The sequence below is a fragment of the Curtobacterium sp. MCBD17_026 genome (assembly GCF_003234895.2).
Taxonomy (GTDB): domain Bacteria; phylum Actinomycetota; class Actinomycetes; order Actinomycetales; family Microbacteriaceae; genus Curtobacterium; species Curtobacterium flaccumfaciens.
Map to the genome: position 1 here is coordinate 2,630,574 of NZ_CP126281.1, position 16,216 is coordinate 2,646,789.

The 16,216-nt window shown below is 72.1% G+C and carries 14 protein-coding genes; 7 read left to right on the plus strand and 7 right to left on the minus strand.

Annotation, left to right across the window (positions count from 1 at the left end; all coding sequences use genetic code 11):
* From nadC to DEI85_RS12475, 4 genes are read right to left on the minus strand one after another with little or no spacing between them, the layout of a single operon-like run.
* Complete coding sequence (nadC, locus tag DEI85_RS12460) at positions 1-906, minus strand: carboxylating nicotinate-nucleotide diphosphorylase (protein ID WP_110862478.1); 906 nt, start codon at positions 904-906, stop codon at positions 1-3.
* On the minus strand, positions 903-2,648 hold the full coding sequence (locus DEI85_RS12465) for an L-aspartate oxidase (protein ID WP_111124118.1): 1,746 nt from the start codon (positions 2,646-2,648) through the stop codon (positions 903-905). The genes nadC and DEI85_RS12465 overlap by 4 nt, the downstream gene beginning before the upstream one ends.
* Before the next feature lie 32 nt (positions 2,649-2,680).
* Positions 2,681-3,952 carry a quinolinate synthase NadA gene (nadA, locus tag DEI85_RS12470; RefSeq protein ID WP_110862480.1) on the minus strand — a complete coding sequence of 424 codons (1,272 nt, stop codon included), beginning with the start codon at positions 3,950-3,952 and terminating at the stop codon, positions 2,681-2,683.
* Between the two features lie 8 nt (positions 3,953-3,960).
* On the minus strand, positions 3,961-4,668 hold the full coding sequence (locus tag DEI85_RS12475) for an NUDIX hydrolase (RefSeq protein WP_110862481.1): 708 nt from the start codon (positions 4,666-4,668) through the stop codon (positions 3,961-3,963).
* Positions 4,669-4,812: 144 nt separating this feature from the next.
* On the opposite strand from DEI85_RS12475, the gene DEI85_RS12480 reads away from it, so the two are divergent.
* From DEI85_RS12480 to DEI85_RS12490, 3 genes are all read left to right on the plus strand, one after another.
* A complete protein-coding gene (locus DEI85_RS12480; RefSeq protein ID WP_181436427.1) occupies positions 4,813-5,094 on the plus strand; it encodes an acylphosphatase in 282 nt (93 codons plus the stop codon).
* Between the two features lie 168 nt (positions 5,095-5,262).
* A complete protein-coding gene (locus tag DEI85_RS12485) occupies positions 5,263-6,744 on the plus strand; it encodes an MDR family MFS transporter (protein ID WP_111124119.1) in 1,482 nt (493 codons plus the stop codon).
* 34 nt (positions 6,745-6,778) lie between these two features.
* Positions 6,779-8,026, plus strand: coding sequence for an FAD-binding protein (locus tag DEI85_RS12490; protein WP_111124120.1), 1,248 nt, complete (start codon positions 6,779-6,781; stop codon positions 8,024-8,026).
* Positions 8,027-8,197: 171 nt separating this feature from the next.
* On the opposite strand, the gene DEI85_RS12495 is transcribed toward DEI85_RS12490, so the two are convergent.
* Entirely contained in the window at positions 8,198-8,707 is a 510-nt protein-coding gene (locus DEI85_RS12495) for a 2'-5' RNA ligase family protein (protein ID WP_181420161.1), read from the minus strand.
* A gap of 241 nt (positions 8,708-8,948) precedes the next feature.
* On the opposite strand from DEI85_RS12495, the gene DEI85_RS12500 reads away from it, so the two are divergent.
* Genes DEI85_RS12500 through DEI85_RS12510 form a run of 3 tightly spaced genes read left to right on the plus strand, consistent with a single transcriptional unit; the run spans position 8,949 to position 11,670 of the window.
* A complete protein-coding gene (locus tag DEI85_RS12500; protein ID WP_110862484.1) occupies positions 8,949-9,899 on the plus strand; it encodes a MetQ/NlpA family ABC transporter substrate-binding protein in 951 nt (316 codons plus the stop codon).
* Positions 9,899-10,999: a methionine ABC transporter ATP-binding protein gene (locus DEI85_RS12505; RefSeq protein WP_111090256.1), complete on the plus strand. Its 1,101-nt coding sequence runs from the start codon at positions 9,899-9,901 to the stop codon at positions 10,997-10,999. The genes DEI85_RS12500 and DEI85_RS12505 overlap by 1 nt, the downstream gene beginning before the upstream one ends.
* Positions 10,996-11,670, plus strand: a complete 675-nt coding sequence (locus tag DEI85_RS12510; RefSeq protein ID WP_214529670.1) for a methionine ABC transporter permease — start codon at positions 10,996-10,998, stop codon at positions 11,668-11,670. The genes DEI85_RS12505 and DEI85_RS12510 overlap by 4 nt, the downstream gene beginning before the upstream one ends.
* Before the next feature lie 699 nt (positions 11,671-12,369).
* Here DEI85_RS12510 and DEI85_RS12515 read toward each other — a convergent pair.
* Both DEI85_RS12515 and DEI85_RS12520 read right to left on the minus strand, forming a co-directional pair.
* Positions 12,370-13,146, minus strand: coding sequence for an endonuclease/exonuclease/phosphatase family protein (locus DEI85_RS12515; protein ID WP_110862486.1), 777 nt, complete (start codon positions 13,144-13,146; stop codon positions 12,370-12,372).
* 133 nt (positions 13,147-13,279) lie between these two features.
* Positions 13,280-14,689 carry an MFS transporter gene (locus DEI85_RS12520; RefSeq protein WP_111124121.1) on the minus strand — a complete coding sequence of 470 codons (1,410 nt, stop codon included), beginning with the start codon at positions 14,687-14,689 and terminating at the stop codon, positions 13,280-13,282.
* Positions 14,690-14,928: 239 nt separating this feature from the next.
* On the opposite strand from DEI85_RS12520, the gene DEI85_RS12525 reads away from it, so the two are divergent.
* A complete protein-coding gene (locus tag DEI85_RS12525; protein ID WP_110862488.1) occupies positions 14,929-16,176 on the plus strand; it encodes a putative hexosyltransferase in 1,248 nt (415 codons plus the stop codon).
* Positions 16,177-16,216 lie beyond the last annotated feature (40 nt).

The window sequence follows — 16,216 nt, forward strand, 5'->3', positions numbered from 1 at the left end:
TCAGTCCCGCACGGGAACCGCGACGTGCTCCGTCGGCACCGCGACGTCGATGTCGAGCCCGAGGTCGAGCGCCCGCGCCGAGTGGGTCAGCGCCCCGACCGAGATGACGTCGACGCCGGTGGCCGCGATCGCCGCGACGGTGTCGAGCGACACTCCGCCCGAGGCCTCGACGAGCGCGCGTCCGGCGACGATGCCGACCCCGGTCACGAGTTCGTCCGTGGTGAAGTTGTCGAGCATGATCGTGTCGACCCCGGCCGCGACGACGGGTTCGATCTGGTCGATGCGGTCCACCTCGACCTCCACGTGCACGGTGTGTCCGAGACGCACGCGGGCCTGGGCGATCGCGTCGCCGATGCCGATGCCGCCGGCCAGGAGCACCGCCAGGTGGTTGTCCTTGGCCAGCACGGCGTCGGAGAGCGAGGTGCGGTGGTTGTGTCCGCCGCCGCACCGGACGGCGTACCGCTCGAGCGCACGGAGGCCCGGCGTCGTCTTCCGGGTGTCGACGATCCGCGCAGCGGTGCCCGCGGCGGCCGCGACGTGGGCGGCGGTGGCCGTCGCGATGCCCGACATCCGCTGGACCAGGTTGAGGGCGACCCGTTCGGCCCGCAGCACGGCCCGCGCCGACCCGGTCACGGTCGCGAGGACGTCGCCGGCCGCGAAGTGTGTGCCGTCGGCGACGTGCACGACCGCATCGACCGCCGGGTCGACGGCGTGCATCACGGCGACGAAGACCCCACCGCCGCTCAGCACTCCGGGCTCGCGCGCGCCGAGGGTCGCGGTCGCGGTCGCCTCGGCGGGGATCAGGGTCTCGCTGGTGACGTCGCCCCAGGGCGCGTCCTCCTCGAGCGCGGTCTCGATCACGCGACGCAGCGCGTGCGGCGGGATGGTGCCGGGGTCGGTGGTCATGCGGGTACCTCCTGCGGGAAGACTGCGGAGCCGTCGGCACGTTCGTCCGTGTGCTCGTCGGGGTGTGCGTCGGTGTGGTCGACGACCCAGGCGTACGAGGCCGGGGCGGCGGGGTCGGTGTCGGGGTGGTCGGTGCGGGCGTGCGCCCCGCGGGACTCGGTGCGGGTTGCAGCGGCGAGCGCGACGAGTCGTGCCAGGTCGAGCAGCGCGCGGTCCTCGTGCTCACGCACGCCGCCGCCGGTCGGCGCGGTCAGCGCGTCGAGGTCGCGGCGTGCGCTCGCAAGCCCGACGGCGTCACGGAGCAGCCCGACACGGTCCGTCATGACGGACTGGACCGCCAGCCGGACGGCACCGACGTCGTCGAGGTGGGTCGCGCCTCCAGGCAGGGTCGGACTGGGCCCACGCCTGCCGGTTCCGGCGCGCTGCGGAGCCTGCGGAGCCTGCGGAGCGGCGTGACGGCCGAGCAGGTGGGGAGAGGCACGGATCGCGTCGGCCGCTCGGGGCACGCTGGTCACGTGGAGACCGGCGTCCCCGCGCAGGCGAAGCAGGCCGGGTCGCGGTGCGGCGACCGCGTCCGCTGCGCGGACCGCGAAGACGAGTCCCTCGAGCAGGGAGTTCGAGGCGAGCCGGTTGGCGCCGTGCACCCCGGTGCAGGCGGCTTCGCCGACGGCGAGCAGTCCGGGCAGGCTGGTGCGGCCCTCGGCGTCGGTGGCGATGCCGCCCATCGAGTAGTGCGCGGCCGGTGCGACGGGGACGCCTTCGCGGGTCCAGTCGAACCCGGCGGCGCGGGTGGCCCGGGTGAGTCCGGGGAACCGCGAGACCAGGAACCCGGCGTCGAGACCGGTGGCGTCGAGGAGCACGGGCGCGCCGCCCTGGTCGCGCACCGCGGCGGCGATCCCACGGGCGACGACGTCACGCGGGGCGAGCTCGGCGTCCGGGTGCGCGTCGGTCATGAAGCGGTGCCCGGCGGCGTCGCGGAGCACGGCACCCTCGCCACGGACGGCCTCGGAGACCAGTCCCCCGTCGGGGACTGCGAGTCGGGTCGGGTGGAACTGGACGAACTCCAGGTCGGCGAGGACGGCGCCGGCGCGCCAGGCGGCGGCGACCCCGTCGCCCGTCGCGACCAGGGGGTTCGTCGTCTCGCGGTACAGGTGTCCGGCTCCCCCGGACGCGATGACGACGGCGTCCGCGTCGAGCCGGCGGGGTTCTCCGAGCAGGTCGAGGACGTCGAGGCCGACCACCGCTCCGCCGCGGACGACCAGGTCGGTCAGGCTCGTGCGCTCCAGGATCGTGACGTGCCGTCGGTGCAGTGCCGCGATGAGGGTGCGTTCGATGGCGGCCCCGGTCGCGTCACCGTCCGCGTGCACGACGCGCCACCGGCCGTGCGCGGCCTCGCGACCGCGGGCGAGGTCGTCGCCGTACCGGTCCAGTGACGCCGGGTCCGACGAGCGGTCGAAGGGCACCCCGAGCGCGAGCAGGTCGCGGACGCGGGCCGGGCCGTCGGTGCACAGGACCTCGACGGCCCGGGCGTCGGCACTGCCGGCCGCGGCGACGTGCGTGTCGGCCTGGTGCAGCGTCGCGGAGTCGTCGGCGCCGAGCGCCACCGCGATGCCGCCCTGGGCGTACGCGGTGGCGCTGTCGGCGAGTGCCCCCTTCGTCACCAGGGTGACGTCGTGCAGGGCACTCGCACGGATGGCTGCGGTCAGGCCGGCGATGCCGGACCCGACGATGACGACGTGCACGGTGGTCTCCCTCGTTCGGTCGGGTCCGCGTCTCAGCCGCGCGGCTTCGCGGCGAGCATGCGCTCGAGTGCCACCTTGGCGTCGGCCTGCACGTCGGCGGGGACGACGATCTCGTTGAGGACCTCGCCGCGGACGAGTGCCTCAAGCACCCAGGCGAGGTAGCCCGGGTGGATCCGGTACATCGTCGAGCAGGGGCAGACGACCGGGTCGAGGCAGAAGATCGTGTGCTGCGGGTACTCGGCGGCGAGCCGGTTCACCATGTTGATCTCGGTGCCGATCGCGAAGGTGGTCGGCTCGGTGGCCGCGGCGACGGTCTTCCGGATCAGGTCGGTGCTGCCGGCGTGGTCGGCGGCGTCGACCACGGCCATCGGGCACTCCGGGTGCACGATGACCTGCACGCCCGGGTGCTCGCGGCGTGCCTGGTCGATCTGGTCGACCGTGAAGCGGCGGTGCACCGAGCAGAAGCCGTGCCAGAGGATGACCTTGGCCGCTTCGAGGTCACTCGTCTCGTTGCCGCCGAGGGGCTTCCGGGGGTTCCACATCGGCATCAGGTCGGTGCTGATGCCCATCGCCTTCGCGGTGTTGCGGCCGAGGTGCTGGTCGGGGAAGAACAGGACGCGCTGCCCGCGCTCGAAGGCCCACTCGAGCACCGTCGCGGCGTTCGACGAGGTGCAGACGATGCCACCGTTGCGACCGCAGAAGGCCTTGAGGTCGGCGGCGGAGTTCATGTAGGTGACCGGGATCACGGGGACGCGGCCGTCGGCGTCGGGCTCGGTGCCGTACACCGCCGTCAGCTCCGCCCACGCGGCCTCGACGCTGTCGATGTCGGCCATGTCGGCCATCGAGCACCCGGCCGCCAGGTTCGGCAGGATCACGCGCTGGTCGTCGCGCGCCAGGATGTCGGCCGTCTCGGCCATGAAGTGCACACCGCAGAACACGATCGCCTCGGCGTCGGGCTTCGTCAGGGCGGCGTTCGCGAGCTGGAACGAGTCGCCCAGGAAGTCCGCGTGCCGGACGACCTCGTCGCGCTGGTAGAAGTGCCCGAGGACGACGACCCGGTCGCCGAGGGTGGCCTTCGCCCGCTCGATGCGCTCGTGGAGCTCGTCGGTCGGGGCCGTCTTGTACTCGTCGGGCAGCACACCCTGACGCGGGGCGCTCGTCGGGATGACGTCGGACATCGACGACCCCGGGCCGTACCCGGGGCGCGAGTCGAAGTCCCACGTCGGCACGGCGAGGTCGGGCGTGCAGGTGCTCCCGCCGGCCCGGCCGTTGGAGATGAGTTCGATCGTCGTGGCGATGGACACGGGGTTTCCTATCGGTTCCGCTGCTGGTGCTGATCGGCCCCGGTCCGCAGCGGGCCGTTGTCCGCGTAGGCCAGGTCGGGGTTCGAGCGGTACAGCCGGGCCGGACGGTGCCGGCCCCCGCTCGTGGTCTCGTCGGTCGGCAGGACCGCGTCGGTCTTCTCGACCTGCCGACGGAAGTTCGCGGGGTCGAGTGCTCGGCCGAGCACCGCCTCGTACACGCCCCGGAGTTCGGCGAGGGTGAAGCGGTCGCCGAGGAACGCCTGCGCGATCCGCGAGTACGACATCTTGTTGCGCAGCCGCCACAGGGCGTACTCCACGATGCGGTCGTGGTCGAAGGCGAGCGGCGGGTGCTCGTCGGCCAGGAACCACCGGACGTTCCAGTCGTCGGGCACGACGTTCGCCTCGTCCGGGTGCACCAGTGCCCAGTAGACGATCGACACGACCCGGCTCGGGGAGCGTCCGACGTCGCCGAACGCGTAGAGCTGCTCGAGGTACCGCGGCTGGACGTTGGTCGTCTCGCGGAGTCGGGCGGCCGCCGAGTCCTCCAACCCCTCGTCGTCGCCGACCCAGCCGCCGGGGAGCGCCCAGGAACCCTCGAACGGTTCGGCGACGCGACGGACGAGCGGCATCCACAGCGCCGGGGCCCCGGTGTCGGGGTGCGGGCGCAGCGCGACGATCACGGTGGAGACCGCGACGCGGATGCCTGCTTCGTCCATGGTGGAGATAGTGTCAATCTGACTCGAAGTGTTCGGGTCGAGATGACACTATCACTGTCGACACGGCGCGCTCGTCACGAGCCGGAAACAGATCGTCACGGGGCCGAAAACTCCCGACGGCCAGCCGCGGTTAGCGTGGAGGACATGACGACGGTGACGAGGGTGCATGCCGTGGTGTCGGGGACGGTCCAGGCGGTCGGCTTCCGGTACTGGACCGCTCGGAAGGCCGACGGGCTCGACCTCGTCGGCTACGCGAGGAACCTCTGGGACGGCACCGTCGAGGTCGAGGCCGAGGGACCGTCGGTCGCGGTCGACTCCCTGGTGGAGTGCCTGCGGACCGGACCACCGTCGGCGACCGTGACCGACGTCACCCTGCGCTCGGTCGTCCCGCACGGGGACGCCGACGGGTTCGCGATCCTGCACTGAGCGGACGTGGGTGGGAGCGGTGCCGGCGTCCGGCGCGCTCGGCACCGATCGTTCACCTGCGGATGTCGGAGCGAAGGCGGAATAATCGCATCCACTCAGGGAGTTGGCCTGTCTGCGCGTCCTGCGCCACACCCGTTCCACCCGTCGTGACCCACCAGGAGCACCCGCATGACCCAGGCCGTCGATTCCGCCCCCCGCACGGGAAGCGTCTCGCAGCCGTCCGCTGCCGAGACCCGACTCGTGATCGGGCTGCTGCTCGTCTCCGCGTTCGTCGTCATCCTGAACGAGACGATCATGGGCGTGGCGTTGCCCCGGCTCATGGACGACCTGGACATCAGCGCCGCGACCGGCCAGTGGCTGACCACCGGCTTCCTGCTCACCATGGCGGTCGTCATCCCGATCACCGGGTTCCTGCTGCAGCGCTTCAACACCCGCCCCGTCTTCGTCTGGGCGATGGGCCTGTTCTCGGTCGGCACGCTGATCGCCCTGCTCGCGCCGGGCTTCACCGTCCTGCTCGTCGGCCGCATCGTGCAGGCCAGCGGCACGGCGATCATGATGCCGCTGCTGATGACGACGGTCCTGACCCTCGTCGACCCCGCGCACCGTGGCCGCATCATGGGCAACATCTCGATCGTCATCTCGGTCGCTCCGGCCATCGGCCCGACGATCTCCGGCCTGATCCTCAACGCGTTCTCGTGGCGCTGGCTGTTCGGCTTCGTGCTGCCCATCGCGATCGCGGCGCTCATCCTCGGCATGGTCAAGGTGCAGAACGTCTCGACGCCGCGCAAGGCGCCGATCGACGTCGTCTCGGTCGTGCTCTCCGCCTTCGCGTTCGGTGGCATCGTCTACGGGCTGTCCAGCATCGGTGAAGCCGGCGCGACCGGACCGCTCGTCCCGGTGACCGCCCTGGTCGTCGGTGCCGTCGCCCTCGCGGTGTTCATCGTCCGGCAGACGCGCCTGCAGCGCACCGACAGCGCCCTGCTCGACCTCCGGACCTTCCGCACCCGTGGCTTCACGGTGCCGATCGTCGCGATGGGCCTGAGCTTCATGGCGATGTTCGGCACGCTCATCCTGCTGCCGATCTACCTGGAGCGCGTCCTCGGACTCGAGGTCCTGCAGGTCGGCCTGCTGCTGCTCCCCGGTGGTCTGCTGATGGGCCTGCTCTCCCCCATCGTGGGTCGCATCTACGACCGCCGCGGCCCGCGCGTGCTGCTCATCCCCGGATCGATCATCGTCAGCGCCGTGCTCTGGGCGCTCTCCACCGTCGGCGTCGACACCAGCGTGTGGTTCGTCCTCGGTGCGCACGTGGTGCTGAGCATCGGTCTGGCCCTGACCTTCACGCCGCTGTTCACCGCGGCGCTCGGCGGGCTGCCCCCGAAGCTGTACTCGCACGGCAGCGCGGTGCTCGGCACGGCGCAGCAGCTCGCCGGTGCGGCGGGCACCGCCCTGTTCGTCACGCTGCTGACGATCGGTGCGGCCACCGCCGTCGAGGGTTCCGGTGCCCGTGGGGTCCAGGTGGCCACCGCCTCGGGCGTCAGCACCGCCTTCATGGTCGGCGCGATCATCTCCCTGTTCGGCATCCTGGCGTCGGTGTTCGTCCGCCGGCCCGAGGTGCCCAAAGGCGCGCCGACGCCCCCGCCCGTGCACTGACCCCGTCGCGGGCCCGCATGGCAGTGTGGGCGGCATGCGGTCGACGACGAGCGAACTCAACTGGTCCGGCACGGTCACGTACACGGCCGAACGGGTCGTCCGTCCGTCGTCGATCGACGAGGCAGCTCAGGTCGTGGCGGAGGCCGAACGGGTGCACGGGCTGGGCACCCGCCACTCGTTCAACGACGTCGCCGACACCGCGGGCATCCTGCTCGACCTGACCGGGATCCCCACGGACCTGGTCGTCGACGCCGAGCACCGCACCGTGACGCTCGGGGCCGGCACCCGGTACGGCGACGTCGCGGCCGACATCGACCGTGCCGGGTTCGCCGTGCACAACACGGGGTCCCTGCCGCACATCTCGGTCGGGGGTGCGGTCGCGACCGGGACCCACGGCTCCGGCACGACACTGGGCTCGCTCGCCACCGCGGTGCGCGCGCTCGAGGTGCTCGGTCCGGACGGCACCGCCCGGACGATCGACCGGACGGACCCCGCGTTCGACGGCGGCGTGCTGCACCTCGGACTGCTCGGCATCGTGACCCGGGTGACCCTCGAGGTCGAACCGGCCTACCGGATGCGTCAGGACGTCTACGGCGCGATCCCCTGGGACACCTTCACGGCGAACGTCGCCGAGGTGCACGCCGCCGCGTACTCCGTGTGCGCCTACACGGTGTTCGGCGACGCGATCACCGAGGTCCTGGTGAAGTCGCGCGTGCCCGACGGCGCCGACGACGTCCCGGTACCGGACGCGCTGGCCGGCGCAGCCCGGCTGCCCGGCACCCCCGGCGACGACCACCGGACCGCCCGCGACGGCTCGGTCGGACCCTGGTGGGACCGGCTGCCGCACTTCCCGATCGGGTCCGTCCCGAGCCACGGGTCCGAGGTGCAGAGCGAGCACTTCGTCCCGCTCCGGCACGCAGCGGCCGCCCTCGACGCGCTCCGGGGGCTCGCCGACCGGATCCAGCCGCACCTGCACGTCTGCGAACTCCGGACGATGGCAGCGGATCACCTGTGGCTCAGCCCGACCCAGGGCGAGGACGTGCTCTGCATCGCGTTCACCTGGAAGAAGCACCCGGCCGAGGTCGCCGCGCTCCTGCCCGACCTGGAGTCCCGGCTCGCGGTCTTCGACGGCCGACCGCACTGGGGCAAGATGAGTTCGCTCGACCACGCGGCGATCGCCGGGCTGTACCCGCGACTGGCGGACTTCCGCGAGCTCGTCGCCCGGGCCGACCCGGAGCGGACGTTCGCATCCGCGTTCGGCGAGCGGGTGCTCGGGACCTGACCCGGGCCTCCAGGCCGTGCCCAGCGTTCCGTTGCTCGCCGCTCGCCGCACCGCTCGCCGCGCCGCTCGCCGCACCCGGAACCAGGTTCTGGACACCGAACCACGGGATCGCACGGTGCTGTGTCCGGAACCTGGTTCCGGGATGCGGGAACGCGCCCGACCCGCCAGCGGTCAGATCGACGTGAACGCGAGCGGCGTGATCGTCCGCGTCTCGCCGTCCCAGTGCCGGACGCCGCCGACGTCGAGCGCCTCGGGCAACGGCACGGCGCGCAGCGCAGCAACGGCGCGCGGCAGGTCCTCGTCACGCACCCGGCGGGCCAGCGTGACGTGCGGTGACCAGTGTCCGGGCAACGAGGTCTCGACGCCGCCGGGGGCGACCGCGTGCACCTCGCCGTGGAAGGTCGTGAGCGCTGCGTCGACGACCACCGCTCGCACGAGCACCGACCGACCGGCACCCGCGGGGAAGAGCAGGAGCCCACCGAGCCGGATCGACGTCGGGGCCGGCGTTCGCAACCCCGCGGGCACGGGCAGCGAGTCCCCGGCGGCCAGGGTGACGTGCGGGGCGTTCGACGGCGACGGGTGCCGACCGAGGCTCGGCAGGTCGGCATCGATGAGGGCCTGCCAGGCGGACCGCACGGCGGCGTCCGACTCCGGGCCGAGGACGAGTTCGATGCTGCGCACGATCCGAGTCAACCAACCCGGACCGCGAGGCGTCCTACGCCGCGTCCGTAACGCGTCCCACGACGCGCTCTGTAACGCGTCCCGTGACGCCCTCCGTAACGCGTCCCGCGACGCGCTCCGTGACGGCGATGTAACACAGCGGAACGGAACTCGCCCCGGGGGTGGACCGCACGTCACACTCGTCTCCACGCCGCGGACCACCGCGGCTCCCCCACACGCACGGCCCACGAGGAGCACCAGCATGTCCGCAGCCCCCGCACTGCCCGAGAAGCCGAAGGGCAAGCGTCCGATCGGCTGGATCGTCGCCGCCGCGATCGTCGTCGTCGCGATCGTCGTCGCCGTCATCGTCGGAGCCGTCCGCTCCGGGAGCAACGACGCCGGTGCCGCCGGCGACGCCGCCCCGAAGACCGTCACCATCGGTGTCGCGGACAAGTCGCTCGGCTACTGGAGCACCTACACGAAGCTCGCGAAGGAGAAGCTCAACGTCACCGTCAAGCTGACGAACTTCTCCGACTACTCGCTGCCGAACCCCGCGCTCAAGGACGGCCAGCTGGACATCAACCAGTTCCAGCACATCCAGTACCTGGCGGACTACAACGTCACCTCGAACGACGACCTGCAGCCGATCGGCTCCACCGCCGTCTACCCGCTGCCGCTCTACGCGACGAAGTACGACAAGCCCTCCGAGCTGCCCGCGAACGCGAAGGTCGCGATCCCGAACGACTCGATCAACCAGGCCCGTGCGCTCCTGATCCTGCAGGCGGCGGACCTGATCACGCTGAAGGACGGCGGCTCGGCGTTCTCCACCGCGGACGACATCGAGACGAAGAAGGTCGACGTCCAGCCCCTCGACGCCTCGCAGACCGCGAACGCGCTGCAGCAGGGCTCGGTCGCCGCCGCGGTCGTGAACAACAACTTCGCCACCGCCGCCGGCCTGCCGATCTCGGACGCGATCTACCAGGACGACCCCTCGAGCGCGAGTGCCGCCCCGTACGTGAACGTGTTCGCCGTCCGCGACGAGGACAAGGGCAACAAGACCTACCTCGAGCTGGCGGAGCTGTTCCAGGACGACGCCGTGCAGCAGGCCTTCGAGAAGGACCTGCCCGAGGCCGTCGCCCGCGACGAGAGCGCCTCGAAGCTGCAGGACGAGCTCGCCCAGGTCGAGCAGGACGCGAAGGCGGCCAAGCAGTAGTGCCGGTCCTCGTCGAACTCCGCGGCGTCTCGAAGCACTACCGCCGCGCCGACACCGGCGAGACCGTGGTGGCCGTCGAGGACGTCTCCCTGGACGTGCACCAGGGAGAGGTCCTCGGCGTCATCGGGTACTCCGGTGCCGGCAAGTCCACCCTGGTCCGCCTGGTCAACGCGCTGGAACTGCCGAGTTCCGGCACGGTGACCGTCGCGGGCCGCGAGCTGACGGCGATCCCCGAGCGGGACCGCCGTACGGCACGTCGCAACATCGGGATGATCTTCCAGCAGTTCAACCTGTTCCGGTCCCGCACGATCGCCGGCAACGTCGCGTACCCGCTCAAGGTCGCCGGTGTGCCGAAGGCCGAGCGGGACCGCCGCGTCGCCGAGCTGCTCGACTTCGTCGGCCTGCTCGAGCGCGCCCATGCCTACCCGGAGCAGCTCTCCGGCGGGCAGAAGCAGCGCGTCGGCATCGCCCGCGCCCTCGCCGCGTCGCCGGACCTGCTGCTCGCCGACGAGGCGACCAGCGCCCTCGACCCGGAGACCACCTCCGAGGTGCTCGCGCTGCTCCGGCGGGTCAACCGGGAGCTCGGCGTCACCATCATCGTGATCACCCACGAGATGGACGCCGTCCGGCAGATCGCCGACCGGGTCGCCGTGATGGAGCAGGGCCGGGTCGTCGAGGTCGGGGACGTCTACGACGTGTTCTCGACCCCGAAGACCGGCGCCGCGCAGCGCTTCGTCCGCACCGCGCTGCACGACCGGCCCTCCCCCGAGACGCTCCGGCGCCTGCGGGACCGTCACCCCGGTCGGCTCGTCACGGTGCAGATCACCGACGAGGCCGGGCTGCAGAACCGCATCGACGCCGCGTTCCGCGCCGCCGGGGTCACCGCCGAGCTCGTCTACGGCGGGGTCGGGGAGATCCGGGAGCGTCGGATCGGGTCGCTCACCTACGAGCTGAGCGACGCCAGCGGCGGGCCTGGCGGGCCTGGCGGCCCCGGCGGCTCGCGTGCGTCCGGTGCAACCGGTGCGCCCGGCGCCATCGACGCCGCGATCGCCGCACTCCGCGCCGACGGCGTCACGACCGACGAGGAGGCCGCCGCGTGAACAACAACTCGTTCCAGAGCGTGATCGACACGTTCGACGTCTTCCTGGCCGCCATCCGCGACACCATCGTGATGTCGCTCGTCTCGCTGGTCATCGCCGGGGTCATCGGCCTCGCGCTCGGCCTGCTGCTGTACGCGACCCGGCCGGGCAACGTGCTCGGCAACCGCACCGCGTACACGGTGCTCAACGTGTTCGTGAACCTGATCCGCCCGATCCCGTTCGTGATCTTCCTCGCCGCGATCGCGCCGCTGTCGCGGGTCGTCGTGCAGACCACGATCGGTGTCCCCGCGGTGACCTTCGCGATCTCGTTGGCCGCGGCCTTCGCGGTGTCCCGGATCGTCGAGCAGAACCTGCTGTCGGTCGACCCGGGTGTCGTCGAGGCTGCTCGGGCCTCGGGTGCGCATCCCGTGTCGATCCTGCTGACGGTGCTCATCCCCGAGGGTCTCGGCCCCCTGATCCTCGGTTACACGTTCATCTACATCGGCATCGTCGACATGACGGCGCAGGGCGCGCTGATCGGTGGCGGCGGACTCGGTGAGTACGCGATCACCTACGGCTCGCAGCGCTACGACTGGTGGGTGGTCTACGTCTCGGTGGCGGCGATCGTCGTCATCGTGCAGCTCGGCCAGTTCATCGGCAACCGCTTGGCTCGCGCGACGCTGCGTCGCTGACGCGGGCTCGCGGGGAGGTCGGGACGGTGCGGGGCGGTGCGGGGCGGTCACGACTCCCCGCTCACGTCCGCCGAGCGGTCGCCAAGTGTCGCCCGGCGGGGCTGCAGGCGACAGTTCTTGACCACTCGGCAACGCCACCGCCTGGAGGCCCGGCGCCGGTCCACGAGACCGGCACCGGGCCTCCAGTGCGTCGCCGGCGTGACGGGCGCGCCCAGCGTCGACCGCCGAGCGGTCACGAATCCCCGCTCACCTTCGCCGAAGGCGCACGAACCGTCGCCCGCCGCCCCCACAACCGACAGTTCCCGACCACTCGGCGCCAAACCCGCGGCACGTCGAGCGACCTCAGCACACGCCCGACGACGCACCCACCGCCGACTGCCGAGCGGTCACGACTCCCCGCTCACCTCCGCCGAAGGCGCACGAACCGTCGCCCGACGCCCCCACAACCGACAGTCCCGACCACTCGGCACCACGCCCGCGGCACGCCGCGACCTCGCCACACGCCCGACGACGCACCCACCGCCGACTGCCGAGCGGTCATGACTCCCCGCTCACCTCCGCCGAAGGCGCACGAACCGTCGCCCGCCGCCCCCGCAACCGACAGTTCCCGACCAATCGGCGCCACGCCCGCGGCACGCCACGCGACGGCGCCACGCCCGCGGCACGCCGCGCGACGGCGCCGCGAGCAGCAGCACCGGGTCAGGCGGCGGGAGCCTCGACGGTGGTGACGGCGCCGGTCTCGCCGGGGTGCTCGTAGTGCGCACGCACCAGGATCGGGCGGTGGTCGGAGATGCCGGCCGGCAGGGTCTCGACGCCCGCGATGTGCAGGCCGACGCTCGTCGCGAAGTCGAAGTGGCCCGTGAACTTGCGGTAGCGCAGGTACGTCGGCTGGTCGGACAGCGACAGGGCGAAGCCGTGCTGCTCGATCTTGCGCCGCAGGTTCGTCTGGAACCACGGGTAGTTGAAGTCACCGACCATGACCGCGGGGACGTCCTTCGCCAGCTCGCGCAGGAACTGGTGCGCCGCCTCGATCTGCTTGCGGCGCAGGGAGTTCGTCGCGGTCAGCGGTGAGGCGTGGAACGAGGCGACGACGACCTCGGCGTCAGCCTCGGTGTCACGCAGGTGCATCGCGATGAGCCGCTCGTGCGCGGGTGCGAGGACCCGGTCGTGCAGCGACTTCTGCAGCGAGTGGATGCTGAAGTCCTGCACCTCGAAGCGGTCGTCACGCTTGTAGATCGCGAGCCCGAGTCGGTTGGTACGGGTCGACGCGGCGAGCGAGAGGCCGCCGATCGACGGTGCGAGGTCGTTGCTGTCACACTCCTGCACGCACAGGACGTCGGCTTCGGAGGCCTCGGCCAGTGCAGCGAGCTCGCCGTTCGCGGTGTGCTCGCGGAGGTTGTAACTGACGACACGGAGCTGCGTGGGCTGCACGGTCTGCTCTGGTGCGATCGTGCTCTGCTGCTCTGGCGCGGCCATGCTGCCTTCCTGTCCGGGTGTTCCGGTCACCCTGCCGCGGTCACCGTACTCGGGTACCGCGGACGGTTGCTGAGACTGTAACGCCTGCCGGGTTTCGTCCGTGTGACCGTGACGGAAACGGACAGCGGCGGGATCAGGCGCGGACACGGCGGACCGGGCGGACGGTGTCGCCCGCTGTGCGACTCATCAGGATGCCCTCGATGCAGGCGACCACGAGCAGGGCGGCGATGACCCAGAACGCGGCCGCGTACGGTCCGTCGCCGCCCAGGCCGGAAGCCGCGCGGATGACCACGGCGGCGACGGCGACACCGAAGCCCGCGGCGGTCTGCTGCAGCGTCGAGGACAGCGTGTTCGCGGGGGTCATGTCGGCCTGCTCGACGTCGGCGAAGGCGATGGTGTTGTACGCCGTGAAGCCCACGGAGCGGGCTGCACCGCTGACGACGAGCAGCACGGCGAGCAGCCAGAACGGGGTGTCCTCGGTCATGAACGCCATCGCGACCACGGTCAGCGCGGCGACGGCCGACGACACGATGATCACCGGGCGGTAGCCGAACCAGCGGAGGAACGGGGTCGTCATCGGCTTGATGCCGAGGTTGCCGACGAACACCCAGAGCACCGCGGACCCGGCGAGCACGGCGCTCCAGCCCCAGGCGTCCTGGAACAGCAGCGGGAGCACGAACGGCACCGCGGACACCGCCAGGCGGAACAGGCTGCCGCCGGCGTGCGACACCCGGAAGGTCTCGAGTCGGAACGCGTCGAGTCCCATGATCGGGTGCGGAGCCCGGCGGAAGTGCCGGATCGCGAGCCAGCAGCACACGGCGCCGAGGACCCCGGAGACGACGACCGCGGTGACCGGCACGGCGTCGAGCGCGAGCAGCGAGGCCATCACCACGAGCGAGCCGAGCCCGACGCAGGCGAGCAGCGACCCGAACCAGTCGAACGGCACGCGCTGCGCCGCACGCTCCTGCGGCACGAGCACCAGGGCGGCGACGAAGGCGATGACGCCGAGCGGGATGTTGATGAGGAAGATCCAGTGCCACGTCAGCGTCTCGACGAGGACCCCGCCGATGAACGGCGCGATGATCGGTGCGGCGAGGGCCGGCCAGGTCAGGATGGCGATGGCGGTGACGAGTTGTTCGCGCCCCGCGCTCCGGAGCACGACGAGCCGGCCGACGGGCACCATGAGCGCTCCGCCGAGACCCTGCAGGATGCGCCACAGCGTCAGCTCGACCAGCCCGGTGGACAGCGCGCACAGGGCCGACGCGATCGTGAACAGCGCGATGGCCCCGGCGAAGACCGTCCGCGAGCCGATCCGGTCGGTGAGCCAGCCGGACACCGGGATGAACACCGCGAGGGTCACGAGGTAGGCGGTGATCGCGACGCCCACCGCGGCGGAGTCGACCCCGAGGTCACGCCCCATCGCCGGGGCGGCGGTCGCCAGGATGGTGCCGTCCAGGAGCTCCATGAAGAAGGTCCCGGCCACCAGCACGGCGACCGCCGTGCTGCCCGTCCGTCGTCTGGGTGTCGTCGCCGTCGTCGTCATCGCCCACCGAGACTATGCCCGCGGACGTCCGCGCCGTCACGGACGGGCCGCCCACCGGACGCGGCACCGTGCGCGGCACCGCCCACCCGCCGGACGCCGCACCGGCCACCCACCGAACGCGAGGCGGCACGCACGACGCGGGACGGGCCTCCAGGCGGGGTTCCGTGTGATCCTCAGGCTCGGGCCGACTACCCTGGCCGGGTGCCGACCCGACCACCCGAACGCCGAGGAACTCGCGCGTGAGCCGCACCGACAGCGCCGGTGTGGTCGCCGCGGGCACGGCCGGCGGTCGACGACGCGTCCTGGACACCGTGGCCTCCCTGCCGGCGTGGGCGGCGGTCCTGCTCGTCTGGACGGGCGGCCGGGTCCTGTCGACCCTGTGGCTCGCGCTCGCGTACCCGCTCATCGGTCGTGCGCTTCCGGGCAACGCGATCTGGGGCAACGAGCACGGGTTCGGCGCCTTCCTGGTGGCCTGGGACGGGCAGTACTACGAGCAGATCTCGCTGCACGGGTACCCCGACGCGCTGCCGCTCGACGCCACCGGCAACGTCGCGCAGAACGCCTGGGCCTTCCTGCCGGCGTTCCCCTTCACGATCCGGGCGCTGACCGCCTCGACCGGGGTGCCGTTCGAACTCGGCGCCCCGCTCGTCGCGGTCGTCGCCGGGCTGCTCGCCACCTACCTGCTGCACCGCCTGGTGCGGGACCGCGCCGGGCACGCCGCGGCGATGTGGGCGGTCTTCTTCTTCAGCTGCGGTCCGCTCTCGTTCCTGCTGCAGGTCGGGTACGCGGAGAGCATGTTCCTCGCGCTGTCGTTCGGGGCGCTGCTCGCCCTGGAACGTCGGCGCTACGGGCTCCTGACGGCACTCGGCGTCGCTGCGGCCTTCACCCGCCCCGGCGCCCTGGCGATCCCGCTCGTGCTCGGCGTCGTCGCGCTCGTGCGGTGGGTGCGTGCACGGCGCGAGACCGGCCGGGTGTTCGAGGGCTTCCCGCTCCGCGAGCAGGTCCGGGTCGTCGCCGCGGGGCTGACCATGGTCCTCGCCGGGCTCGCCTGGCCGGTGATCGCCTCGCACGTCACCGGGACGCCGAACGCCTACCTGGAGACCGAGATGTCCTGGTGGGTGAACTTCATCGGCCGGGTGGACTTCGTGCCGCTGACGCCGTGGTTCCTCATCGCGGGTCGCTGGCTCGGCGTGGGCGGGATCCTGATCGTGGTGTTCCTGCTCGTCACGTACCCGATCTGGCTGCTCCGCCGCTCGACGCTGCGGCTCGGGCCCACGACGGTGCTGTACTCGGCCGCGTACGCGCTGTACATCTTCGCGGTGTCGCTGCCGATGGCCTCGACCCCGCGGCTGCTCATGCCGCTCGCGCCGCTGTTCGGGTCGCCCGAGCTGGTCGCGAAGCCCTGGATGCGGTGGACCTTCGTGACGGCCGCGTTGGCCGGGCAGCCGGTGCTGGTCGCGGTGCTGTGGCTGCTCGGCCCTCCGTGAGCGGCTGACGCGCAGCCCGAGCAGGCCCGGGCCGCGGCAC

What these genes read in the sequence shown, in the direction of transcription:
- nadC (WP_110862478.1), bottom strand. Translation starts at nt 906, where the DNA reads ATGACCACCGACCCCGGCACCATCCCGCCGCACGCGCTGCGTCGCGTG.
- DEI85_RS12490 (WP_111124120.1), top strand. Translation starts at nt 6,779, where the DNA reads ATGCGGTCGACGACGAGCGAACTCAACTGGTCCGGCACGGTCACGTAC.
- DEI85_RS12485 (WP_111124119.1), top strand. Translation starts at nt 5,263, where the DNA reads ATGACCCAGGCCGTCGATTCCGCCCCCCGCACGGGAAGCGTCTCGCAG.
- DEI85_RS12500 (WP_110862484.1), top strand. Translation starts at nt 8,949, where the DNA reads ATGTCCGCAGCCCCCGCACTGCCCGAGAAGCCGAAGGGCAAGCGTCCG.
- DEI85_RS12515 (WP_110862486.1), bottom strand. Translation starts at nt 13,146, where the DNA reads ATGGCCGCGCCAGAGCAGCAGAGCACGATCGCACCAGAGCAGACCGTG.
- DEI85_RS12520 (WP_111124121.1), bottom strand. Translation starts at nt 14,689, where the DNA reads ATGACGACGACGGCGACGACACCCAGACGACGGACGGGCAGCACGGCG.
- DEI85_RS12475 (WP_110862481.1), bottom strand. Translation starts at nt 4,668, where the DNA reads ATGGACGAAGCAGGCATCCGCGTCGCGGTCTCCACCGTGATCGTCGCG.
- DEI85_RS12480 (WP_181436427.1), top strand. Translation starts at nt 4,813, where the DNA reads ATGACGACGGTGACGAGGGTGCATGCCGTGGTGTCGGGGACGGTCCAG.